At 71.2% G+C, this 21975-nt stretch carries 22 protein-coding genes; 11 read left to right on the top strand and 11 right to left on the bottom strand.

All coding sequences use genetic code 11. The annotated features are described in order from the left end of the window. The coding region (locus Q0D57_RS14545; RefSeq protein ID WP_291045321.1) for a methylated-DNA--[protein]-cysteine S-methyltransferase at positions 1–274 on the top strand (274 nt) is incomplete at its 5' end. Here the strand turns inward: Q0D57_RS14545 and Q0D57_RS14540 are convergent. Beyond that, positions 271–1302: an LLM class flavin-dependent oxidoreductase gene (locus Q0D57_RS14540; protein ID WP_291045319.1), complete on the bottom strand. Its 1032-nt coding sequence runs from the start codon at positions 1300–1302 to the stop codon at positions 271–273. The two genes, Q0D57_RS14545 and Q0D57_RS14540, sit on opposite strands and share 4 nt — an antisense overlap. A 154-nt stretch (positions 1303–1456) precedes the next feature. On the opposite strand from Q0D57_RS14540, the gene Q0D57_RS14535 reads away from it, so the two are divergent. The 4 genes from Q0D57_RS14535 (at position 1457) to Q0D57_RS14520 (ending at position 5703) form a co-directional block, all read left to right on the top strand. Beyond that, positions 1457–2338: a universal stress protein gene (locus tag Q0D57_RS14535; RefSeq protein WP_291045316.1), complete on the top strand. Its 882-nt coding sequence runs from the start codon at positions 1457–1459 to the stop codon at positions 2336–2338. Positions 2339–2376: 38 nt separating this feature from the next. Further along, the gene (locus Q0D57_RS14530; RefSeq protein WP_291045314.1) at positions 2377–3393 is read left to right on the top strand and encodes a DnaJ domain-containing protein; all 1017 of its coding nucleotides are present in this window, start codon (positions 2377–2379) and stop codon (positions 3391–3393) included. A 136-nt stretch (positions 3394–3529) separates the two neighbouring features. After that, entirely contained in the window at positions 3530–5227 is a 1698-nt protein-coding gene (locus Q0D57_RS14525) for an AMP-binding protein (protein ID WP_291045312.1), read from the top strand. Between the two features lie 92 nt (positions 5228–5319). Then, complete coding sequence (locus Q0D57_RS14520) at positions 5320–5703, top strand: VOC family protein (protein WP_291045310.1); 384 nt, start codon at positions 5320–5322, stop codon at positions 5701–5703. A gap of 33 nt (positions 5704–5736) precedes the next feature. On the opposite strand, the gene Q0D57_RS14515 is transcribed toward Q0D57_RS14520, so the two are convergent. Both Q0D57_RS14515 and Q0D57_RS14510 read right to left on the bottom strand, forming a co-directional pair. Continuing rightward, positions 5737–6036, bottom strand: coding sequence for a GNAT family N-acetyltransferase (locus Q0D57_RS14515; RefSeq protein ID WP_291045308.1), 300 nt, complete (start codon positions 6034–6036; stop codon positions 5737–5739). A gap of 9 nt (positions 6037–6045) precedes the next feature. Further along, positions 6046–6657, bottom strand: coding sequence for a DNA-3-methyladenine glycosylase I (locus Q0D57_RS14510; protein WP_291045305.1), 612 nt, complete (start codon positions 6655–6657; stop codon positions 6046–6048). A 42-nt stretch (positions 6658–6699) separates the two neighbouring features. Here Q0D57_RS14510 and Q0D57_RS14505 point away from each other — a divergent pair, with 42 nt between their 5' ends. Continuing rightward, complete coding sequence (locus tag Q0D57_RS14505) at positions 6700–6861, top strand: hypothetical protein (protein WP_259528602.1); 162 nt, start codon at positions 6700–6702, stop codon at positions 6859–6861. Positions 6862–7018: 157 nt separating this feature from the next. Here Q0D57_RS14505 and Q0D57_RS14500 read toward each other — a convergent pair whose 3' ends face one another. The 4 genes from Q0D57_RS14500 to Q0D57_RS14485 are packed head-to-tail and all read right to left on the bottom strand — an operon-like array spanning position 7019 to position 11577. Continuing rightward, positions 7019–7453 (bottom strand): YdeI/OmpD-associated family protein, encoded by a 435-nt coding sequence (locus tag Q0D57_RS14500; protein ID WP_291045300.1) that lies wholly within the window; start codon positions 7451–7453, stop codon positions 7019–7021. 18 nt (positions 7454–7471) lie between these two features. Beyond that, positions 7472–8266 (bottom strand): ferritin-like domain-containing protein, encoded by a 795-nt coding sequence (locus Q0D57_RS14495; protein ID WP_291045299.1) that lies wholly within the window; start codon positions 8264–8266, stop codon positions 7472–7474. A gap of 12 nt (positions 8267–8278) precedes the next feature. Next, positions 8279–10639, bottom strand: a complete 2361-nt coding sequence (locus Q0D57_RS14490; protein WP_291045297.1) for an SDR family oxidoreductase — start codon at positions 10637–10639, stop codon at positions 8279–8281. Beyond that, positions 10636–11577: a hypothetical protein gene (locus Q0D57_RS14485; protein ID WP_291045294.1), complete on the bottom strand. Its 942-nt coding sequence runs from the start codon at positions 11575–11577 to the stop codon at positions 10636–10638. Before Q0D57_RS14485 ends, Q0D57_RS14490 begins: the two co-directional genes overlap by 4 nt. Before the next feature lie 89 nt (positions 11578–11666). Here Q0D57_RS14485 and Q0D57_RS14480 point away from each other — a divergent pair, with 89 nt between their 5' ends. The 4 genes from Q0D57_RS14480 (at position 11667) to Q0D57_RS14465 (ending at position 15955) form a co-directional block, all read left to right on the top strand. Continuing rightward, positions 11667–12452, top strand: coding sequence for an SDR family NAD(P)-dependent oxidoreductase (locus Q0D57_RS14480; protein ID WP_291045292.1), 786 nt, complete (start codon positions 11667–11669; stop codon positions 12450–12452). After that, on the top strand, positions 12449–13210 hold the full coding sequence (locus Q0D57_RS14475) for a lysophospholipid acyltransferase family protein (RefSeq protein ID WP_291045290.1): 762 nt from the start codon (positions 12449–12451) through the stop codon (positions 13208–13210). The genes Q0D57_RS14480 and Q0D57_RS14475 overlap by 4 nt, the downstream gene beginning before the upstream one ends. Next, positions 13207–14922 (top strand): FAD-binding oxidoreductase, encoded by a 1716-nt coding sequence (locus tag Q0D57_RS14470; protein WP_291045288.1) that lies wholly within the window; start codon positions 13207–13209, stop codon positions 14920–14922. The genes Q0D57_RS14475 and Q0D57_RS14470 overlap by 4 nt, the downstream gene beginning before the upstream one ends. 109 nt (positions 14923–15031) lie before the next feature. Beyond that, positions 15032–15955 (top strand): hypothetical protein, encoded by a 924-nt coding sequence (locus Q0D57_RS14465; protein WP_291045286.1) that lies wholly within the window; start codon positions 15032–15034, stop codon positions 15953–15955. A gap of 5 nt (positions 15956–15960) precedes the next feature. On the opposite strand, the gene Q0D57_RS14460 is transcribed toward Q0D57_RS14465, so the two are convergent. The 4 genes from Q0D57_RS14460 to Q0D57_RS14445 all read right to left on the bottom strand — a co-directional run bounded on the left by Q0D57_RS14460 (position 15961) and on the right by Q0D57_RS14445 (position 20210). Further along, a complete protein-coding gene (locus Q0D57_RS14460) occupies positions 15961–16536 on the bottom strand; it encodes a TetR/AcrR family transcriptional regulator (protein WP_291045283.1) in 576 nt (191 codons plus the stop codon). A gap of 136 nt (positions 16537–16672) precedes the next feature. Continuing rightward, a complete protein-coding gene (locus tag Q0D57_RS14455; RefSeq protein WP_291045281.1) occupies positions 16673–17317 on the bottom strand; it encodes a TetR/AcrR family transcriptional regulator in 645 nt (214 codons plus the stop codon). Positions 17318–17544: 227 nt separating this feature from the next. Next, complete coding sequence (locus tag Q0D57_RS14450) at positions 17545–19698, bottom strand: hypothetical protein (protein WP_291045279.1); 2154 nt, start codon at positions 19696–19698, stop codon at positions 17545–17547. Positions 19699–19832: 134 nt separating this feature from the next. After that, positions 19833–20210 carry an RNA-binding S4 domain-containing protein gene (locus Q0D57_RS14445; protein ID WP_291045277.1) on the bottom strand — a complete coding sequence of 126 codons (378 nt, stop codon included), beginning with the start codon at positions 20208–20210 and terminating at the stop codon, positions 19833–19835. An 83-nt stretch (positions 20211–20293) separates the two neighbouring features. Between Q0D57_RS14445 and Q0D57_RS14440 the strand changes: the two genes are divergently transcribed. Then, on the top strand, positions 20294–21975 hold a 1682-nt coding region (locus Q0D57_RS14440; RefSeq protein WP_291045275.1), incomplete at its 3' end, for a DUF3516 domain-containing protein.

The following is a 21975-nucleotide window of genomic DNA, read 5'->3' as shown; positions in this document are numbered from 1 at the left end:
CACGATCACGCCGGGCCACCCCCTCACCTACCAGCAGTTCGCGGCCGAGCTCGGCCGCCCGCTCGCGGTGCGGGCGGCCGCGAGCGCGTGCGCGAAGAACGCGCCCGCCCTCTTCGTGCCCTGCCATCGGGTGCTCCGCGGCGACGGCACGATGGGCGGCTTCGCGTGGGGTGTGGAGGTCAAGCGCTCCCTCTTGGCGAGAGAGTTCCAGGCGCACCTGGCCTCCGGCGCGCACAGCGACCAGCCGGGCATCGACCAGCCGAGCGGCGACTAGCCGAGCAGCTCGCGCACCCGCGGGATGACCTGGGTGCCGTACAGCTCGATCGAGCGCATGAGCGCCGAGTGCGGCAGCTGTCCGTTGCCGTACTTGAGGTCGAACCGGTCGATCCCCACGGTGCGCGCGGTCGCCGCGATCTTCTGCGCGACGGTCTCGGGGGAGCCGACGTAGAGCGATCCGTGCGCGACCTCCTGCTCGAAGTGCGCGCGGCCCATGGGCGACCAGCCGCGCTCGCGCCCGATCCGGTTCATCTGCAGCTGGTAGTGCGGCCACAGCTGCTCGCGCGCTTCCTCGTCGGTGTCGGCGACGTGTCCGGGGGAGTGCACGCCGATGGGCTGAAGCGGCAGCTCGAACTGGGCGAGAGCCCGCCGGTAGAGGTCGGAGAAGGGGGCGAACCGCGAGGGCTCACCGCCGATGATGGCGAGCATGAGCGGGAAGCCGTAGCGTGCGGCCCGCACGACCGACTCGGGGCTGCCGCCCACGCCGACCCAGGTCTTCAGCAGTCCGTTCTCGACGGGCGGGTAGACGCTCTGCTGCACGAGCGGGGCGCGCGTCGTGCCCTCCCAGCTCACGGGCTCCTGGGAACGGACGGCCGCGAAGAGCTCGAGCTTCTCCTCGAAGAGCCGCTCGTAGTCGGAGAGCTCGAAGCCGAAGAGCGGGAACGACTCGGTGAACGAGCCGCGGCCGAGGATGACCTCGGCGCGCCCGTTCGAGACGGCGTCGAGGGTCGAGAACCTCTGGAACACGCGGATCGGGTCGTCGGAGGAGAGCACGGTCACGGCCGAGCCGAGACGGATGCGCGACGTGCGCGCGGCGACGGCGGCCAGAGCGACCTCAGGGGCGGAGACGGCGAAGTCGTCGCGGTGGTGCTCGCCGAAGCCGATGAAGTCGATGCCGACCTCGTCGGCCAGCACGCCCTGGTCCACGAGGTTCCGCAGCACCTGGGCGGCGGGCAGCGGCTGCCCCGCCTCGTCGGCGGTGACGTCGCCGAAGGTGTCGAGGCCGAGTTCGAGCTGCTGGGTCATCGTGATCTCCTGGTTTTTCCATGCGAACGTATGCACCTGTCAACGCACCCGCCGTCCCAGTATTCCGGGTCTCCGCAGGTCGATCCGTCGCAGAGCCCTCGCACCCGAGCGAACGGATGCGACAGAATCGGAGGCATCGAGCAGGGAGGCTCCCATGACCGCACCCATCGTCGTCGGCTACGACGGATCCGACTCGGCCGGGGTCGCCCTCGACTGGGCGCTGCGGCGGGCCGAGCGCGTGCAGGCCGACGTGGAGGTCGTCTTCGTCGCCGACGACTCCTGGGACTCGGATGCCTACGCCGCGAGTCCCGCCATCCGCCGGCACGGGGAGGTCTTGCTCGGGGGCGCCGCCTTCAACGCCGACTCCAAGGCCCCGCACATAGACGTGCACTCCCGGGTGGTGGCCGGGCGACCGGCGGAGGTGCTCACCGCGGTGGCCGAGGAGATCGGCGCCGGCCTCCTGGTCGTCGGCTCCGCCGGCAAGGACCTCTACCACCGGGTCACCACGGGATCGGTGAGCGTGAAGGTCGCGGCGTCGGCGACCGTGCCCGTCGTCGTCATCCCGGAGCACTCCGCCGCCGGCCACCGATCCGGCGTGGTCGTGGGCCTCGACGGCTCGGAGGCCGCCGTGCCGGTGCTCGCGCGCGCCGCCGCCGAGGCCGCCGCTCTCGAGGCACCCCTCCGCGTGCTGAGCGCGTGGACCCTCCCGCCCCTCGCCACCCCGGAGTTCACCGACGACCCCGCGCTCTACGACGCGCTCGAGCAGAACACCCGCACGGCGGTCGACGAGGCGCTCGCCGGGCTGCGGTCCGCACCGGATGCCGCGCAGCACGCCGTCCCGTCGATCGAGACCAGCATCGTGCTGGACTCTCCCGCCACGGCCCTGATCGCCGCCGGGGCCGAGGCGGAGCTCCTCGTGGTGGGCAGTCACGGCCGCCGCGGCCTCAGCCGGTTCCTGCTCGGCTCGGTCAGCCACGACGTGCTCATCCACGCGCCGTGCCCGGTGCTCGTCCTGCGCGTCACCGACGCGCCCTGACAGCATCCTCGCCGCGACCGCCCGGTATCGTGGTGCGGGTGCCTGAAAGCCCCGCCTCGAGAACGCCGTACGAGGTCTTCGGCGTGGAGGCCAGCGTCTCGCACGATGAGCTGCGCCGTGCCTACCGCCGTCTCCTCCGCGAGACGCACCCCGACACGGGAGGCGACGCCGCCCGCTTCGTGGCCGTGCAGCACGCCTGGGAGCTGATCGGCACCCCCGACGACCGCGCCGCCTACGACCGCGGCAGCAGCCGGGGTGCGAACGGCTACGGCGACGCGCACGCGGCCGGCGCCTCGGGCTCCTCGTCGACCCCGGGCGCGGGCTTCGGCCCGCCCTCCCACGCCTCGTCGGCGAGGGCCCGCGCCCGCAGCTCCGAGGTGCGCGCCCGCAGCTACGGCCACCCCGGCGGCCAGGAGCGCGAGATCTACCTGCGGCTCGTGCGCGAGTGGGCCGGCCGCGGTGTGACCATCGACGACCCCTACGACCCCGCCCTCGTGCGGTCGGCCCCGCGCGAGATCCGGGCCTGGCTCGCCAAGGCGCTCGCCGAGGAGGCGACCGCCGGCATCGTCGGCGGCCTGGGGCTCGGCTTCACGATCTGGAACAACGTGCTCACGGGCCGCACCCTCGACGGCGTGCCCGAGACCATCGACCACGTCGTGCTCGGCCCCGCGGGCCTCTTCGCGGTGCAGTCCGAGGATCGCGGGGGTCACGTGCGCCTGCGGAAGGACGAGGTCGTGGGGGAGGGCATCCACCCCGACGAGGAGCCCCTGCACGAGCTGTACCGCGGCACGAAGGCGCTCTCCCGCTCGCTGGGCGTGAAGTTCACGGCGCTCGTGATCGTGGTCCCGGATGCCGCACTGGCCGAACCGCTCGACGTGGTCGGCCGGGGGCGGCTGGCCGGCTCCGTGCTCGTCCGCCGCTCGCTCCTGCCGCAGCTGCTCCGCAACGGATCGGGTGCCGGCCGCGGTGGCGGGCGAGACGCCGGGGGTCGCGAAAGCATCGACCGCGTCTTCGACCTGCGCACCCGGCTGCAGAACGGCATCCGCCTGGCCTGACCGGTGGCCGCCGGTGGGCGGATCCGCGTGAATCCGCGTGGCCCCCTGCGGATCACCGCGCTCTGGGGCCTCCGCCCTTGCGGTGGCGGGCGGGTCGGTAGTCAAATAGCGGCACGACTATCGAAGGAGATAGCCCATGGCCCGATCGTTCCTGTCCCGCGCACTGCATCGCGGCGACACCGCCGACTCCGACACCGCCGAGTCCGACACCGCGGCGGTCGGCACCACCGGGTCCGCCGCCTCGGTCGTGGCCCTCGACCCCGTCGAGATCCCGCCGCTGAGCGTCTACGACCTCCTCTTCGGCGACCTCGCCGACGCCGACCTCGACCGGGTCGCCCTCGTCGACGGCGGCTCGGGCGACGAGACGAGCTACCGCCAGCTCGTGGCCCAGATCGACGCGCTCGCCGGGTCGCTCGCCTCGCGCGGGCTCGCCGTGGGCGACCGGGTGGGCATCCTGTGCCCCAACATCCCGGCCTTCGCGACGGTCTTCCACGGTGTCCTCCGCGCGGGCGGAACCGCCACCACGATCAACTCGCTCTACACGCCGGGCGAGATCGCGAACCAGCTCACGAGCGCCGAGGCGGGCTGGCTCTTCACCGTCTCGCCGCTCTACCCGCAGGCGAAGGAGGCTGCCGATGCGGCGGGCATCCCCGCCGAGCGACTCGTCGTGATCGACGGTGCCGACGGCCACCCCTCGCTCCGTGACCTGCTGTTCGACCGGGCCACCCCGCCGATCGTGGAGTTCGATCCGGCCACGCACCTCGCCGTGCTGCCGTACTCCTCGGGCACCACGGGGCATCCGAAGGGCGTCATGCTCACCCACCGCAACCTGGTGGCCAACGTGCTGCAGTGCGAGCGCGCGATCGGGCTCGGGCGCGACGACCGGGTGCTCGCGGTGCTGCCGTTCTTCCACATCTACGGCATGTCGGTGCTTCTCGACTTCGCGCTGCTGAAGCGCGCCGCCCTCGTGACCATGCCCAAGTTCGACCTCGCCGAGTTCCTGCGCACCGTGAGCGAGCACCGCTGCACGTGGGTGTTCATCGCGCCGCCGATCGCGGTGGCCCTCGCGAAGCATCCGCTCGTCGACGACTACGACCTCTCGAGCGTGAAGGTCGTGTTCTCGGGCGCGGCACCGCTCGACCGCACGCTCGCGGGCGCCGTGGCCGAGCGCCTCGGCTGCGAGGTCTGCCAGGGCTACGGCATGACCGAGACGAGCCCCGTCACGCACGTCATCCCCGTCGGTGAGCCGGGCGTCGACCGCTCGTCGATCGGCCGGGCGGTGCCGGGCACCGAGTGCCGCCTCGTCGATGTCGAGACGGCTGCAGAACTGGTGCTGCCGGCCGAGGGCACGAGCGCGCCCGGGGAGCTGCTCGTGCGAGGGCCCCAGGTGATGCCGGGCTACCTGCACGACGAGGAGGCGACGAGCCGCACGATCGACGCCGACGGCTGGCTGCACACGGGCGACATCGCGACGGTCGACGCCGACGGGGTCTTCACGATCGTCGACCGCCTCAAGGAGCTCATCAAGTACAAGGGCTACCAGGTGGCGCCGGCCGTGCTCGAGGCCGTGCTGCTCGCACATCCGGAGATCGCCGACGCGGCGGTCGTGGGCGTCTCGGACGACGACGGGCAGGAGGTGCCGAAGGCCTACGTCGTGCGCGCCGCCGCCGCGGAGCTCGACGAGGAGACGGTCATCGCCTGGGTGCAGGATCGGGTGGCCCCGCACGAGAAGGTGCGGCTCGTGGAGTTCATCGAGGTCATCCCGAAGTCGGCCTCCGGCAAGATCCTCCGCAAGGATCTGCGGGGGAGATCCGGCCGGCACGCCGCGGCCTGAACCCTTGGCAGGGCGTGCGGCGGATGACATAGTGGACAGTGTCCACATCGGTCACGACGCGGGCGTACCACGCTCAGAGCAGAGGAGACATCATGGTCGAGTTCATCCACGGCTTCAGCGGGTTCAGCGCCCGTGACCTCGATGCGGCGCGCGAGTTCTACGGCGGCACGCTCGGGCTGCAGACGGACACGAACGAGATGGGCATCCTGAACCTGACGCTGCCCGGGGGCGCGCAGGTGCTGGTCTACCCGAAGGAGGACCACGAGCCCGCCGTCTACACGGTGCTCAACCTCATGGTGACCGACATCGACGCCGCGATCGACGAGCTCGTCGCCGCCGGCGTCGTCTTCGAGCGCTACGAGGGAATGCCGCAGGACGACAAAGGCGTGATGCGGGGCTCGGAGCACGACATGGGGCCGGACATCGCGTGGTTCTGCGACCCGTCCGGCAACATCATCGGGCTGATGGCCGAGTGACCCTCGACCTTCCGGAGCTCACCCGGATAGGGCTCAGCCCGCGGCGATGAGGTCGTCGAAGTCGTGGTGCTTCTCCACGTACTTCGCCACGAACGGGCACTCCGGCACGACGCGGAGGCCGCCCTCGTCGCGCACCTGCTCGAGCGCTCCGGCCACGAGCACGCTGCCGTAGCCCTTGCCGCCCTGGGCGGGGTCGATCTCGGTGTGAGTGAAGATCCGGGCGCCGCCCTGATCGGTGTAGGCCGCGAAGCCCACCGGCTCGCCGCCGACCGTGAGCACGTAGCGCTCCTCGGCGGGAACGTGGGTGACCGTGGTGTCGTCGTTGTCGCTCATGGTTTCAGCCTACGCCGGGGCCCAGACACCGGAGGAGCCCCGGCGATGACTGTGCACGAGGTGGGTGTCCACGATGCCGACGGCCTCCATGAGCGCGAACATCGTGGTGGGACCGACGAACCGGAAGCCCTTCGCGCGGAGCGCCTTCGCGAGGGCCGCCGACTCCGGAGTCGCCGTGGGAATGTCGGCGAAGCGCTCAGGGGCGGGCGTGCTCGGTGGCCGGAACGACCAGACGAGCCCCGCGAGCCCGCCCGGCACGTCGGCGTCGTCCCGCAGCGCGAGGGTCGCGCGGGCGTTCCCGATCGTGGCGACGATCTTGGCGCGATTCCGGATGATCCCGGGGTCACCCAGCAGGCGCTCGACGTCGGCCTCGCCGTAGGTCGCGACGGCCTCCGGATCGAAGTCGTCGAACGCCTTGCGGAACGACGGCCGCTTCCGCAGGATGGTCGCCCACGACAGGCCCGACTGGAAGCCCTCGAGGCTGATCCGCTCGAACAGGCCCCGCTCGTCGGTCACGGGCATGCCCCACTCGGTGTCGTAGTAGTCGCGGAGAAGCGGATCGACCGACGCCCACGCGGGGCGCGCCAGGCCGTCCGCCCCGATCACCAGCCCGTCGTCCACACCCTCTAGTATTGGGTAAGCCACAGAATCGGAGGACCCCCCATGAACGTGCTCGCCGCCATCGGAGCCATCGCCCTGTTCATGCTGGGCATGGTGCTCTTCGGCATCCACACCGAGGCCTTCGTCTTCTTCGGCGGGATCCTGTGCGTCTCGGCCTCCCTCGCGGTGGCCTTCTCGCTCCTCCCCACGCAGCGCCGCCACTGACGCCGCCGCCTCACCGACACTGACGCCGCCTCACCCACTTGACACAAGATGTGTCAAGTCGGCGTTCTTAGGCGCAACTTCTGTCAAGTCGTGAACGTTCCTGGGCAGAGACCGCCCAGGGCGGTGCCGTCCTCGGTCGGCTGACGCCGGCGCAAGCTCAGAGGAGGTCGGCGATCGCCTTCGCGATGCGCCGGTCGCGGGTCTCCTGCGTCTTCGCGCCCTCGATCGAGAGCACGACGCGCCGCTTGTTGCTATACGACAGCGCAGCGAAGGCGGATGCCGCATCCGAGTCACCGGCGAGAGCCTCGGCCAGGTCGGCCGGCACCTCCACCTCGCGCGGCTGGTCGTCGACCACCACGTCGACCTCGACCTCGTCGCCCGCCGCCACACCCGATCCGGCGCGGTTCTCGGCGCTCAGCGAGATCAGGAACTGCCCGCCGTAGTACACGATCGACGAGCGGTAGCTGTAGTCGCCGAGCGTGACGACCACCGGGATCCGCTTGCCCGCGTCGAGCGCCACCACGACGCTCTCGGGCACCGGGATGCCGGTGTTGTTCTTGCCGCTCGCGAGGATCGTCGTCGTGAACTTCATGGCCGCGAATCCGGACGGCTACGCGGCGATGCCGCGCGCGTCGAGGGCGTCCTGCACGATGGTCAGGCCGTCGAGGCCCGGCATGCGCGCGATGTGGGCGTCGATCTTCGCGGCCTCCTTGCGACCGGCGGCGCCGCCCATGAGGTGGCCCATCACGTGCTTGACCTCGGCGTCGGTCATGACGCCCGAGCCCACGGGACCCCAGAAGTTCTTCAGCGCGAAGCGCGCGAGCACCTGAGCGCGCTTGGAACGGCCGAGGCGCTCGCGGGCCTGGGTGGCGTAGAACGCCACGTGCCGGGCCTCCTGCTTGGCGATGCGGCGCAGCAGCTCGGCGAGCACGGGGTGCTGCTCGAGGTCGGCGAGCCGGTTGTAGGCGGCCACGGCCGACCACTCGTTCGCGGCACCCCACACCATGTGCACGGCGATGAAGCCCTCGCCCACGATGTTGCCGAGCAGCGACTGCTTCACGGGGTCGAGGCGGTCCTTCCAGCCGAGCTTCAGGCGCGTGGCCTTGAGCTCGTCGAAGTCGACGATCACGTCGTGCTCGGCGAGAACAGCGGCCAGCGCCTCGCCGTGCCAGAACTCCTCGCGGTTCCACATGGTCATGAACGCCGTGACGTCCTCGTCCTTGTGCGAGGGGGTCACGAGCATGTCGCGCAGGTAGCAGACGGTGTGGTACTCGATGTCGCACATGTACCGCAGCGAACGCAGGGTGCCCTCGGGCAGCGGATTCGTGCGGAAGTCGGAGAAATCGAGGTCCTGCCAGGCGACCTTCTCGGAGGTCTCGGTGTACTTGTCGATGTCGAATGCCATGGCAGATGTCGGTCAGCGGGAGTCGGAACTCCGCGACCGGTCTCCTTCCTCGGGTGCGGCGGGCTGCACGTCGGGCAGCAGGGACAGATTAGCGGGTGAGGGCCGACGTTCGGATGAACGCCTGGTCCAGTCCTCCACCGTCCACTTGGTTCGTTGCGCGTGCCGATACAGATCGGTGTCGGGATTGACCACCGAGGCGTTTCCCAGCAACTGCAGCCACGCCACGTCGGCGAGCGAGTCGCCGTAGCCGTACGACTGGGTGAGGTTCGCGCCGTGGGCGCTCGCGTACTCGCGGAGCCACGCGGCCCGCGACTCGTCCACGAGCGGGGGAGTCGCGAGGTAGCCCGTGAGCACGCCCTTCGAGGAGTGCATCTCGCCGGCCACGATGTCATCGAAGAACGGCGCGAACGGCTCGGCCGCGGATCGCGTCGCGCCCGTCACGAGCACGGTGCGGTGACCCGCCGCGCGGTGCTGGGCCACGCGGTCCAGCGCATCCGGGATCGCCCGGCTGAGCATGGCGGCCCCGTAGCGACCCTCGACGAGCTGCTGCAGCTCGTCGACCCGGATGCCCTTGTAGCGGCGCACGAGGGTGCGGATGAACTCGCCCCGGTCGCGTCGGTCGACCCGCAGGAACTTCGGCACCGAGAGCATGAGCGAGGCGAACTCCTGCGGCCACTGCGCCTTCGGGATCATCGCGAGCCGCACCCAGAGGTACTGCTCCACGAGATTCGACTCGACCACGGTGCCCTCGAAGTCGAACACGGCGAGCACGTCGCTCCGCACAGGCAGCGCGCGCTTGGCCCGGGCCTTGCCGGCCGGCCGCTTCGCGAACGCCTTCGTGAGGCCCGTGATGGAGGGGAAGTGGATGGTCTGGAAGTACTCGTGCCAGTCGATCTCGGCCACGTCGAATCCGCGGTCGGCCTTCAGCTCGTCCGGGATCGACTCGTGCAGCGCGAGCGCGTTGCGGTCGTCGAAGATGAGCTCGGTCTGCACGTAGGCACGGTAGAGCTCGGCGAAGTAGCGGAGCTGGTCGAGGCCGCTCTGCCGGCGGTGCAGCGACTTCGTCCACTCCCGCGTGCGCGGGGTGCTCGGCATGCGGCCCACGCCGAGGTCGGCGGCCGCGGTGAGGCGCTCCTGCAGGCGGAGGGTGCGCTCCACGGAGCGGCCGCCCGGGAAGCGCCACGACGGGACGATGATGTCGCCCCCCTCGTCGGGCATCGGCATCGGGGTCTTGGTGAAGAACTCCTTGACGTTCTCGTACATCGTGTGGAACGGCAGCGGGTTCCGGGCACCGGAGGTGATCTGGTAGTAGTTCGGCTCGTCGACGGTCGCCGGGGTGACGGCGGCGGCGAGGATCGCGTTCACCACGAAGTCGACCGGGATGACGTCGAGCACCGAGTCGGGCACGCCCGGGAACTCGGGCAGTTGGCCGCGGCCGTAGGCCATGATCAGCGGGTCGGCCACCTTGAAGCCGTCGAGCCAGCCCGGGAACGGATGACGCAGGGCGCTCTCGATGATCGAGGGGCGGACGATCGACAGGCGGTGCCCGGCGGTGCCCCAGAGCTCTTCGGCGGCGCGCTCGGCGAAGGCCTTGGTGAGCGTGTAGACGTCGGTCCAGCCGAGCGACTCGGCGCGGATGCGACCGTGGTCGATGAGCCGCTTGGTGACCCACTCGATGCGGGCCGCCTCGGCATCCTGGGCCACGGCCTGCGGGCCCACCTTGCCGAGCTTCGCGCGGGAAGCCGCGAGGAGCTTCCGCAGAACCTCGGGCTGGCGGGAGGCCATCTCCACGCGGCGGCGGGCGCTCTTGGCGGCGGCGTTCTCGGCGCGCCAGTCGATCGTGTGCTCGAGCGGGGCCTCGAGCCGCACGCCCTTCCGCATGCCGCCCACGTAGGCGGTGGAGACGTGCACGACGTGCGGGTCGCTCCCGGATGCGAGCAGGGCGCCGTAGATGCCGGTCGCGCCGTCGACGTTGGTCTGGAAGGCCTCGTCGATGGGCGGGTCGAACGACACGGTCGAGGCGCCGTGGATGACGACGTCGAGGTCGCCGGGCAGCTCACCGGGGTTCGCCAGGTCGCCCTGCACCACGTTCAGGCGCTCGGCGATGGCCTTCGCCACGCCCTCGTCGCCGACGGCCTCGCGCCAGGCGCGGAAGACGGGCTTCTTGAGAAGGGTGTTCAGGCGCGACTCGCCGCTCGAGGACTTCGGGCGGATCAGCAGCGAGATGCGGGTGTCCGGATGCGTGGAGAGCAGCCGTTCGAGCACGGCCTGTCCCACGAATCCGGTGGCGCCCGTCAGCAGCACGTGCGAGGTGCCGAGCGTGAAGTCGGGGAAGGCGGGGGTGGACTGGTCGTTCGGGGCCGAGTCGGTCATCCGTTCGTACCGCCTTTCGTGGTGCTGCGGAGGGTGTGGGCAAGAGTGGCGGCCGTGGCGCCCAGCGAGCGGCCGAGGCGAGCTGCGGGGTGACCGGGGTTCTCGAGGGCGGCCCGCCGCGCGTTCTGCACGAGGTGCAGCTTCTCGAGCCCTGGCAGCGTGGCCGCCTTGGCGTCGATCGACCGCGCGAGCTCGTCGTCGATGAGCTGTTCGTAGAAGAGGGCCGTATCGGTTCGGGCGAGGCTTGCGGCGCCGATCGGCCAGTCGATGCGGGGGAGTGCGCGGCGGGCGAGGGAGCGCGCCTTGGGCGACTCGGCCAGGCGGCGCTCGGCGTCCGGGTCGACGAAGAGGCGGTGCCTGGCCTTGACCTCGAGCACGTGCTCGAGCAGCGGGGTGAGCACCGGATGCGGGCAGTCGGCGAGGAGCCGGGTGTAGGCCGCCTCGGTGATCCACTCGTCGACCGCCACGCTCGCCATGTGCAGGCCGATCACGTCGGTGCCGATCGCGTTGGCGCGGAACGACTCCACGATGGGAGTGGCCCGCTCGGCGATCTCGAGCGCGATGGCGCGGAACCGCGAGAGCGTCTCGGCCTCGGCCGGGTCGACGCCGTGGGCGCGCACGACGACCTCGAAGGAGTCGGCGATCCAGTACTTCTCGAACGCCCACGTCGTGAGGAACGCGGTGACCCGCGCGTCCTTGTGCGTGGGCGTGACGAGCACGTTGCGGAGGTAGGTCATGGTGGAGCGCTCGAGCTCGCGCGCGTAGGCCAGCAGCTGCACGACCGTGAGGGGGAGCGGATCCTCCTCGAACACGCTCAGGTCGATCGACTCGCGGTGGCTGCCCACGGCGGTGCGGGCGAAATCGCGCACGTCGAATCGGGGGGCGGCGGCGGGCGACGCGGGTGTGGTGTCGACGGGCGACGGATGCTCTCCGGACAACGGAATCCCTCCGCGTGGGCGGCGTACATGAGGTGCTGGTCAGGTGCGCACGGCTAACGCTACGCACTCCGTAGCGTATCCTAAGCAGCATGGCGACTGCTCTCGTGACCGGTGGTACCTCCGGCATCGGCGCGGCCTTCGCCCGGGCCCTGTCGCTCCGCGGCTACGACATCGTGCTCGTGGCGCGCGACGAAACGAGGCTGGCCGAGATGGCCGCCGAGCTCGAGCGCGAGGGGGCGTCGACGGTCGAGACGATCTCGGCCGACCTGGCGGTGCGGGCCGACATCGACCGCGTGGCCGAGCGGATCGAGTCGACCGACAAGCCCATCGACTTCCTCGTCAACAACGCCGGCTTCGGCATCCATGGCTCCCTCCTCGAGCACGACGTCTCCATCCACGAGCGGGCGCTCACGGTGATGTGCCTCGCCGTGCTCGTGCTCGGCGGTGCCGCGGGTCGCGCCATGACGGCTCGGCGGAAGGGCACCATCCTCAACGTCTCGAGCGTGGCCGGCACCATCGCCACCGGCGACTACTCCGCCGTGAAGGCGTGGACGACCGCCTACACCGAGTCGCTCGCGGTCGAGCTCCGCCACACGAACGTGCAGGTCTCGGCGGTGCTGCCCGGCTGGGTGCGCACCGAGTTCCACGACCGTGCAGGCATCCGCACCCGCTCCATCCCCGACGTGCTGTGGCTCGACGCCGACGCGCTCGTCGAGGAGTGCCTCCGCGACGTGGCCAGGGGGGCCGTGCTCTCGGTGCCGTCGGCACGCTTCAAGGTCCTGCTGTTCCTCACCCGGCACCTCCCGCGCCGGGTCATCCGCTGGGTCTCCGGGCGCATCTCGTCGAGCCGTGACACGAAGGTCGAGGCACGATGAACGATCCGCACCCCTCCCTGCTGACCGGCCCGAAGGACCGCTTCACCTCGAGCACCATGGCGGGCCTCCGCTTCGTCGCGCAGCGCATGCTGCTGAAGCCCGTGGTCTGGTCGATCACCCGCGTGAGCGTGCGCGGTCACGACGCCGTGAAAGGCGTGCAGGGCGCGTTCATCGCGGTCGCGAACCACTCGAGCCACCTCGACGCCCCCCTCATCATGTGCGCGCTGCCCCGCCGCATGGGCCGCTACCTCGCCGCCGGGGCCGCCGCCGACTACTTCTTCGACATCTGGTGGCGGCGCATCCTCACCGCCCTCTTCTTCAACGCCTTCCCCATCGACCGCACCGGCACCGCCCAGAAGCAGGGCGTCTCCAAGAAGCTGCTCTCGCGCGGCGTGCCGCTGCTCGTGTTCCCCGAGGGCACGCGCTCGAAGACCGGTGAGATGGCCCCGTTCAAGGCCGGTGCCGCCGCGCTCTCGATCTCGTGCGACGTGCCGTGCGTGCCCGTGGCGCTCGTGGGTGCGAGTCTCGCGATGCCGCGCGGCCGCAACTGGCCGATCCCGGGCCGCCCGCCCGTCGCCGTCATCTTCGGCGAGCCCATGCTCGGCCTACCGGGCGAGCCGCCCGACCAGTTCTCCCGTCGCATCGCGCACGAGGTCCGCCGCCTGCACTCCACGGCGGCCGAGAGCGACGCCATCCCGGCGCTGCCCGTGATCTCACCGCGTCAGCAGGGCAGAAGCACCACGAGAGGAGCCGCATGACCGACGTCAAGCACATGAAGTGGTGGGGCTGGGGCCTCGAGGGCGTGGGCTTCCACTTCGAGGACAAGCCGGCCTTCGTGCCCTTCGTGCAGAAGGCCGTGGGCCTCGACGTGCGCACGCCTCCCGTGCCGCCGCTCTCGTTCGACGAGCTCACCGTCGCCCCGCCCCGCCTGTCGCCCTCGTTCGAGGCCGAGCTCGTCTCGATCGTCGGCGAGGAGAACGCTTTCACCGACGACAAGACCCGGGTGGTGCACACCTACGGCAAGTCGATCCGCGACCTGCTGCGCATCCGCCGCAACGAGATCGCCCGCGTGCCCGACATCGTCGTCTACCCGGGCGACGAGCACGCCGTGCAGCAGATCGTCGACGCCGCGGTGGCGGCCGGCGCCGTGCTCATCCCCTTCGGCGGCGGCAGCAACATCGCCGGCAGCCTCGAGCCCCTCGCCGACGAGGAGCGCACGATCGTGTCGCTCGACCTCGGCCGGCTCGACCGCGTGATCGACATCGACGAGGGATCGGGCCTCGCCCGCATCCAGGCCGGCGCACAGGGCCCCTCGATCGAGGAGCAGCTGAACGCCAGGGGCTGGACCATGGGTCACTTCCCCGACAGCTTCACCCACTCCACCGTCGGCGGCTGGGTGGCCACCCGCTCCTCGGGCATGCAGAGCGACAAGTACGGCGACATCGCCGACATCGCACGCGGGCTCCGGATGGTGCGCCCCGGCACGATCGTCGAGCTGCGTCCCCTTCCCTCCACCTCGACCGGCCCGTCGGTGCGCGAGATGATCATCGGCTCCGAGGGTCGCCTCGGCGTGATCACCGAGGTCACCGTGCAGGTGCACCGCCAGCCCGCGGTGCGCGAGGTGCAGGCCTACTTCTTCCCGAACTGGAAGGCGGGCCTCGCGGCCATGCACGCCATCTCCGAGTCGGATGCCGCGCCCTCGATCACCCGGGTGTCGGATGCGCGCGAGAGCGGCTTCTCGCTGTCCACCCGCAAGGAGTCCAAGGGCATCTCGGGTGCGGCGCAGAACGTGCTCATGTCGGTGCTGAAGCGGCGCGGCTGGGACCTCGAGCAGATGTGCCTGTCGTTCATCGGCTTCGAGGGATCCGCCTCGCACGTGGCCTACGAGAAGAAGCTCGTGGGCGCGATCGTGAAGAAGCACGGCGGCCTCGGCGTGGGCAAGGGCCCCGGCGCCCTCTACGACCAGAAGAAGTTCGACACGCCCTACCTCCGCGACTTCCTGCTCGACCGCGGGGCGGCGGCCGACGTCTCCGAGACGGCGGCGCCCTGGTCGAAGCTCCAGGCGGTCTACGACGACACCGTCGCGGCGGCCCAGGCCGCCTACGCGGCGCTCGGCGTGCACGGCTGGATCATGTGCCACCTCTCGCACTCCTACAACTCGGGTGCCTGCCTCTACTTCACCTTCGCGTTCGTGCACGGCGACGACCCGATCGCGCAGTACGAGGTCGTGAAGTCCTCCATCCAGCAGGCCTTCATGACCCACGGCGGCACGCTCTCGCACCACCACGGTGTGGGCGTGGAGCACGCGCCGTGGATGGCGCAGGACATCTCGGAGGGCGGCGTCGCCCTCATGCAGGGCCTCTTCGACTCCGCCGACCCCACCTCCCAGTTCAACCCGGGCAAGGTCCTCGGCCCGCGCCAGCTCACCCCGACCGACGTCGCCGCGATCGTAGCCGACGCCCCCCGCTGAGTCTTGAGGGAATAGCCTTAGGTGAGGTTCGCTCATTTAAGGCTATTCTTTCAGTGTGGCTTTTATATCGACTCCTTTTCGTGGCCGCCTGCTGGCCTTCGTCCTCGCGATGACTGCTGTCGCCGGTCTCGCTGTGGTGGCATCGCCAGCTCCGCCCGCCGAAGCGCTCGGATGCACCCTCGGGCCGAGTCTGGCCAGCGCCGCTCGGGCAGTGGGCATCAGCTGCCCACAGGTGGACGGCGTCGATCAGGCCACTCAATGGGGCGCAGCCGGCGGGCCGGCCAGTGCGTGCAACTTCGGATGGGAGTCCTCCAACTACCCGCCGGGGCTGATGGAGTACCTGAACGCGACGATGGCGAGTCGGATCAACTACTCCAGCAGCGACGGCGATCAACTCAGTTGGACCCTCTACCGGCGGGCGGGCAAGACCGTCGGAGGCATCCTCCTGCGCACGCGGCCGGATCACACCTTCACGATGCTGATAGATGTGCGCGGCCGGTCGGGGTACACCCTCGAGTCGGTCTACTTCGATTGCAAGACCTCGAGTAACGGACCGATGTACACGGCCTCCGTGCCGAGCGACGCAGACCCGCTCGTCGGCCCGCTTCCGGCCATCGGAGCCCCGTCGACGTCGCCCGTGAGCGGCCCCGTCGCAGCGGCGGGATCGATGTCGGCACTCGGTCGGTCGAACCATCTCCTCCGGATCGACGTCACGAACACCGCTCTGGAGGCGAAACCCGTCAGCGTGGACCTCGACCTCGCGGGCTATGCGATCGACTCCTTCGCGGCCAAGCCCACCGACGCTCGATGTGAGGCAGCGGAAGGCCTGGTCTGCGCCATCGACTCGGTGCTTCCGGGACAGACCCGGACACTCGTCCTGGTGCTCCACGACGAGGGAAGTGCAGATGCAGCGGAGCAGGTCGATGTCGCTGTCTCGTCATTGGGACTGCGGCCGATGAAGTCCAGCGTGGGTTCGGCGCGCGTGAATCGCGTCGCCTCCACCGCCGACTACTACACGCTGCACCGGCCCTGAGGTGATCAGTCTGGTGGGGTGAGGGCCGGCCAGAGGAGGGTGAGGAGGCGGTCGGCCCAGACCTCGTCGGGCTCGCCGCCGCGGATGACGTGGCCGACGGCGGAGCCGAGGAGCACGCTGACCACGAGCTTCACGTCGAGACCGGCGCGCAGGTCGCCGCGCGCGACGGCCTCGTCGAGGAACGCGACGAGCTGGTGGCTGCGCATGCGGATCATGTCGCGGAGCTGGTCGGTGAAGGGGGCGTCGTCGTCGATCAGGATGGCGGCGACCGTGCCTCGGCCGACGATCTCCTGCACCCGCACGCGAGCGGCTCCGAGCAGCCAGTGCAGGGTGTCGTAGGTCGACATCCCCGTGGGCAGGGTGACCTCAGTGGTGGCGGCGTCGATGGCCGCGGCGAGGAGGGCCTCGCGGTCTTCGTAGCGCCGGTAGATGGTGGTCTTGGCCACTCCTGAGGCCGCCGCGACGGCCTCGACGTTGACGCCCGCCGGCCCGCGGTCGCGGAGCAGCTGCAGGGTGGCGGCGACGATGCGCTCGTCGGCTCCCGCGTGGTGCTCGGGAAGGTCGACGGCGGGGTCGTTCATGCTCCGAGCATAGCTTCACGGTCGAGCGCGGCTCCCGGCTTGACAGGTGGCCTTGCGCGGGTGAGCGACCCGCACGGATCGGGACCGGCGGCCCGGTCAGAGTCCCCGGCCAGAGTCCCCGGCCAGAGTCCCCGGGTCAGAGTCCCCGGTCGACCATGTCGAGCAGCCGCTCGGTGGCGAAGTCGATCATCGGATCGGTGAGGCCGCGGAGCGGACCGTCGATCACGAGCATGCCGAGGCCGTGCACCGTCGCCCAGGCGAGGAACTCCGCGTTCTCCCGCCGCGCCGGCAGCAGGGCTCCGCTGTCGACGAGCGCGTCGAGTGCGAGCGAGAGCAGCTGGAACGGCGTGAGTCCGTTTACGCCGGCCTTGGCGGGGGAGAGGGCCTGGCGGAGGTCGTCGGGCACCGAGAAGGCGGTGCGGAAGAGTCCCGGCTCCTCGCGGGCGAAGGCGATGTAGCCGAGGCCGACCGTGCGCAGCTGCAGCCGGGCATCGGCCACGGCGTCGCCGGTCTTCGGATGCGCGGCCTGCTCCTGCTCGATGCGGTCGGCGGCGAGGCCGAGGCACGTGTCGGAGACGGCCTTCAGCAGCGCGTCGCGATCGGCGAAGTGCCGGTAGGCGGCGTTCGGCGACACCCCGGCCCGCCGGGTGGCCTCGCGGATGACGATCGCGCGCGGGCCGCCCTCGCGGGCCATCTCGACGCCGGCCGCGATGAGGGCGCCGCGCAGGTCTCCGTGCCGATACGTGGTGCGACTCTGGGATGCGCGTTCGTCGTCGCTCATGCGTGCTCTCCGGGTGGTGCTCGGGCGCCTAGGTAGTGGACAGTGTACACATCGGCGCCTGGGGACGCGCCGCTCTCACGCTACCGCTGTTCGGCGGGGAGCCCGGATCGTGGCTGGGCCGTGGCGGGTCGACGTCCCGGGCGGGATGGTGATCTGTAAGTAGGCGAAAAAAGAGGACCGACCCCGTATAGGGCGTCGGTCCTCTTCATTCGCATAGTTACTCGGGGCTACTCGCCTCCGGCGATCGCGTTGAGCACCAGCACGGCGGAGTCGTTGGCCCCGATGGCGTACTCGCTCGTCTCGTCCTCGGCGCAGAGCTGGCCGGTCGCGATCTCCTCGATCTCGTCGATGAGCTCGCGCGCGGTCGTGAGCTCGGCCTGCAGAGCGGGCGAGGCGACGGCGGCGGGCGCCAGCGCGGCCGAGCGGCGCTCGGCCTGCAGCGCGGTGAGCGCGTCGCTCAGCCGCTCCCGGTCCTCGAGCGCGATCGCGGAGTCGGAGAGCGCACGGTCGCGCTCGTCGGCCAGGATGCCGATCTCGGTGCGCGCCTCGGCGAGCTCGAGCTCGAGGGTCGCGACCCGGGCCTCCGCGGCCTCGAGTGCTCCGTCGCCCTCCGGGAAGAGCACGGCCTCGGGGGTGCCGGCGGCAGAGACGTCGGCGGCTTCGGCGCGGGAGGCCTCGGCACGCGCCTCGGCCTCGTCGCGAGCGGCTGCGAGAACATCGATCTCGGCGCGCGCGTCGGCGAGCTCGGACTCGAGCTCGGCCACGCGGGCCTGGGCCTGATCGAACTCGGCGGTGTCGACGACCTCCTCGACGACCACGACCTCCTCGGCGGCGGCGGATCCAGCGGCTGCGTCACCGGCGTCACCGGCGACAGCTGCTGCTGCTGCGGCGGCGACGGCCACGGCGGCCTCGTTCTCGCGGGCGAGCGCCTCGAGCGCCTCCTCGTGCGAGCGGGCGAGCTCGGCGAGGGCCGCCTCGTGCTCCGCATCGCGGGCGGCGAGGTCGGCCGCGCTCTGCGCCGACACCTCGGCTCCATCGGCCTCGTGCGAGGCCGCGAGGCCCGCGTTGTCGTCGCGCAGCGCCTCGGCCTCGGCCGCCAGTCGGGCCACCTCGGACTCGTGCTCGGCGCGGAGCTGCGCGGTCTCGGCCTCGTGGCTGCTGCGCAGCTGCTCGAGAGCCGCCTCGTGCTCGCTCGCCAGCTGCTCCAGGGCCGCGGCGTGCTCGGCCCGCACCTGCTCGTCGTGCGCCCGCAGCTGGTCGGCCTCGGTGACGTGACCCGAGCGCAGCTGCTCGGTCTCGGTCGTGTGCGCCGCGCGCAGCTCCTCGAGCTGGGCGGCGTGCGAGGCGGTGATCTGCTCGGTCTGGTTGGCGTGCGAGAGGGTCAGCTCCTCGAGCTGGGCCGCGTGCGCGGCGTGGAGCCCGGCGATCTGGTTCTGGTAGCCCGAGATCGTGGCCTGCAGCTCCGACTGCAGCCGGCCCGTCTCGGCGACGAGCTGGGCCTCCAGGGCACCGGTCTCGGCCACCCGGCGCTCCTCGTGCGCGGTGGCCTCGGCCACGAGGAGGGCCTGGAGGGCACCGGTCTCGTAGGCGAGTCGCTCGTTGTGCGCGGTGTTCTCGGCGACGAGCTGGTTCTGCAGCGCGCTCGTCTCGGCCGCGAGCTGCGCCTGCAGTGCTCCGGTCTCGGCGAGCCGGCGCTCCTCGGCGGCGGCGGCCTCGGCGGCACGCTGCTCCTCGAGCGCCGTCGTCTCGGCGACCAGGCGCTCGTGCAGCGCGGTGAGCTCGGCCTCGCGGGCCGCGAGGGATGCAGCGGTCGAGTCGAGGCGGGCCTGCGTGTCCTCGTAGCGCGCGGTCATCTCGGCCAGTCGAGCCGAGGTCGCGGCGAGCTCGCGCTCGGCGTCGGTGCGCGCGGTGTCGCGGAGGCGCCGGTCGTCGATCACGAGACCGAGCTGCGAGCGGATGATCTCGAGCGGGTCGTTCTCGCCCTCGACCTCGACCGCGGGCACGATCTCCGGCGCCTCGTAGGCCGGCCGGGCCTTCGGGTCGACGAAGTGGTGCCGGTAGAGGTCGTCGATCACGGCCTCGTAGCGGGCGCGGAACTCCTGGGTGCCGATCGCGAGCGAGGCCCCCACGAACTTCAGCGCCGTGCGGTCGCGGCCGGTGAGCCGGTAGCCCTCCGGCGGCTCCGTGCCGTCGGGCGCTGCGGACGGCGAGGGCGCGCCCGCGCCTGCGCCGAAGGCCGCGCCTCCGGGGAAGGGAACGGTGGCATCCTGCTCCCGGGCCTGGTCGTGGTCATCGAGTCCCAGTGCCTGCAGCCCGGTCTCCTCCGGGTTCTCCGGATCGCGGGACGGGTTCGTGGCGCCGGTCGTGGTGGCGTCGGACATGATGCTCCTACTGGCCTTGTAGCGGGTGGCTGCCGCGGGTCGTCGCGGCTCGTCGTAGTCCAGGTTAGTAGTGGTCCCTGACACTGCGACAGGCGTCTTCGCAGACTCGGATGCGGTGCCGAGGCGCGGCCCGCTCAGCGCTCCTGGTCGAGGCCCCTGAGCCGCTCGATCTCACGCCGGTCGCGCTTGGTCGGGCGGCCGGCGCCACGGTCGCGCACCGGGACGGACGCGACGGTCTCGCGGGGAGGCGGAGGGGGAGTGAGCTCCACGAACAGCTCGGCCGCCACGCTCGCCGAGCCGCGCTTGACGCCGAGGGCCGCGATCTTCAGGATGCGGTCGAAGCCGCTGATCCGCGCCCGCACCTCGTCGCCCGGCCGCACGCTCTGCGCGGCCTTCGCCCGCTCGCCGTTCAGCCGCACGTGGCCGGCCCGGCACGCGGCGGTGGCGAGCGATCGCGTCTTGTAGACGCGCGCGGCCCAGAGCCAGCTGTCGATGCGCACTGAGTCGCCCATCCGCTCAGCCTGCCACACCGGTGCCGCGCGCGCCGCCCAGGGTCGAGGGCCGCCCAGGCGTGAGGGCCGCCTAGGCTTGGGGGATGCCGAGTCCCGACGTCGCCGCCGCCAGCCGCCCGGCGATGCCGGCCCCGTTCGATCCGGATGCCGCCTACGACGCGTTCGCCACCTGGGCCGCCGGGCGCGGCACCCCGCTCTACCCGGCGCAGGACGAGTCGATCATGGCGATCGTCTCGGGCGAGAACGTCATCCTCTCGACCCCCACGGGCACCGGCAAGTCGCTCGTGGCGGTCGGCGCGCACGCCGTGGCGCTCGCGCAGGGGGTGCGCACCTACTACACGGCCCCCATCAAGGCGCTCGTCTCCGAGAAGTTCTTCGATCTCGTGGGCATCTTCGGCGCCGAGAACGTGGGCATGGTCACGGGCGACTCGTCGGTGAACCCCGAGGCGCCGATCATCTGCGCCACCGCCGAGATCCTCGCCAACCTCGCCCTCCGCGAGGGTGCGGAGACCCCCGTGGGCCAGGTGGTCATGGACGAGTTCCACTTCTACGCCGAGCCCGACCGCGGCTGGGCCTGGCAGGTGCCGATCCTCGCCCTCCCCGACGTGCAGTTCGTGCTCATGTCGGCGACCCTCGGCGACGTCGACTGGCTCGCCACCGACCTCTCCCGCCGCACAGGCCGCGAGACCACCGTCATCACGGGCGTCGACCGCCCGGTGCCGCTCAGCTACAGCTACGCCACGACCCCCATCCAGGAGACGGTCGAGGAGCTGCTGCAGACCCAGCGCGCCCCCGTCTACATCGTGCACTTCTCCCAGCTCGCCGCCATCGAGCGGGCCCAGGCGCTCTCGAGCATCAAGGTGGCCTCCCGCGAGGTGCGCGACGAGATCGCGGAGCTCATCGGCGGCTTCCGCTTCACGACGGCGTTCGGCAAGACGCTCTCGCGCCTGATCCGCATGGGCATCGGCGTGCACCACGCGGGCATGCTGCCGAAGTACCGCCGGCTCGTGGAGCGGCTCGCTCAGCGCGGTCTCCTCAAGGTCATCTGCGGCACCGACACGCTGGGCGTGGGCATCAACGTGCCCATCCGCACGGTGCTGCTCTCGGCGCTCACGAAGTACGACGGCATCCGGATGCGCCAGCTCACCGCACGCGAGTTCCACCAGATAGCGGGTCGCGCCGGCCGCGCCGGCTACGACACGGCGGGCACCGTCGTGGTGCAGGCCCCCGAGCACGAGACCGAGAACCTCAAGGCGCTCGCGAAGATCGGCGACGACCCCAAGAAGAAGCGCAAGTTCATGCGGAAGCGCGCTCCCGAGGGCTTCGTGTCGTGGGGCGAGCCGAGCTTCGAGAAGCTCATCGCCGCCGAGCCCGAGCGGCTCACCTCGCAGCTGCGGGTCACGCACGCGATGGTGCTCAACACGATCGCGCGAGGCGGCGACGTGTTCGGCACCCTGCGCGCGCTCCTCGAGGACAACCACGAGCCGCGCGCGAAGCAGCGCGAGCTCATCCGGCAGGCGCTCGCGATCTACCGCACCCTCCGCACGGCGGGGGTCGTGCGCCAGACCACCGATGACACCACGGGCGAGGTCTCGATCCGCCTGACCGTCGACCTGCAGCCGAACTTCGCCCTCAACCAGCCGCTGTCGCCGTTCGCGCTCGCGGTCTACGACCTGCTCGACGAGGAGTCGCCGTCGTTCGCGCTCGACGTGGTGTCGGTCACCGAGGCCATCCTCGACAACCCGCGGCCCGTGCTCTCGGCGCA

Source organism: Herbiconiux sp. (assembly GCF_023264895.1).
In the GTDB taxonomy this organism is placed as follows: Bacteria; Actinomycetota; Actinomycetes; order Actinomycetales; family Microbacteriaceae; genus Herbiconiux.
This window is presented reverse-complemented; position numbering and strand designations above follow the sequence as displayed.

Bases quoted from the DNA above. Each gene is read 5' to 3' on its own strand.
- Q0D57_RS14540 (WP_291045319.1), bottom strand. From the start codon at position 1,302: ATGACCCAGCAGCTCGAACTCGGCCTCGACACCTTCGGCGACGTCACC.
- Q0D57_RS14535 (WP_291045316.1), top strand. From the start codon at position 1,457: ATGACCGCACCCATCGTCGTCGGCTACGACGGATCCGACTCGGCCGGG.
- Q0D57_RS14525 (WP_291045312.1), top strand. From the start codon at position 3,530: ATGGCCCGATCGTTCCTGTCCCGCGCACTGCATCGCGGCGACACCGCC.
- Q0D57_RS14520 (WP_291045310.1), top strand. From the start codon at position 5,320: ATGGTCGAGTTCATCCACGGCTTCAGCGGGTTCAGCGCCCGTGACCTC.
- Q0D57_RS14515 (WP_291045308.1), bottom strand. From the start codon at position 6,036: ATGAGCGACAACGACGACACCACGGTCACCCACGTTCCCGCCGAGGAG.
- Q0D57_RS14505 (WP_259528602.1), top strand. From the start codon at position 6,700: ATGAACGTGCTCGCCGCCATCGGAGCCATCGCCCTGTTCATGCTGGGC.
- Q0D57_RS14500 (WP_291045300.1), bottom strand. From the start codon at position 7,453: ATGAAGTTCACGACGACGATCCTCGCGAGCGGCAAGAACAACACCGGC.
- Q0D57_RS14495 (WP_291045299.1), bottom strand. From the start codon at position 8,266: ATGGCATTCGACATCGACAAGTACACCGAGACCTCCGAGAAGGTCGCC.
- Q0D57_RS14490 (WP_291045297.1), bottom strand. From the start codon at position 10,639: ATGACCGACTCGGCCCCGAACGACCAGTCCACCCCCGCCTTCCCCGAC.
- Q0D57_RS14480 (WP_291045292.1), top strand. From the start codon at position 11,667: ATGGCGACTGCTCTCGTGACCGGTGGTACCTCCGGCATCGGCGCGGCC.
- Q0D57_RS14475 (WP_291045290.1), top strand. From the start codon at position 12,449: ATGAACGATCCGCACCCCTCCCTGCTGACCGGCCCGAAGGACCGCTTC.
- Q0D57_RS14470 (WP_291045288.1), top strand. From the start codon at position 13,207: ATGACCGACGTCAAGCACATGAAGTGGTGGGGCTGGGGCCTCGAGGGC.
- Q0D57_RS14465 (WP_291045286.1), top strand. From the start codon at position 15,032: ATGACTGCTGTCGCCGGTCTCGCTGTGGTGGCATCGCCAGCTCCGCCC.
- Q0D57_RS14460 (WP_291045283.1), bottom strand. From the start codon at position 16,536: ATGAACGACCCCGCCGTCGACCTTCCCGAGCACCACGCGGGAGCCGAC.
- Q0D57_RS14455 (WP_291045281.1), bottom strand. From the start codon at position 17,317: ATGAGCGACGACGAACGCGCATCCCAGAGTCGCACCACGTATCGGCAC.
- Q0D57_RS14450 (WP_291045279.1), bottom strand. From the start codon at position 19,698: ATGTCCGACGCCACCACGACCGGCGCCACGAACCCGTCCCGCGATCCG.
- Q0D57_RS14445 (WP_291045277.1), bottom strand. From the start codon at position 20,210: ATGGGCGACTCAGTGCGCATCGACAGCTGGCTCTGGGCCGCGCGCGTC.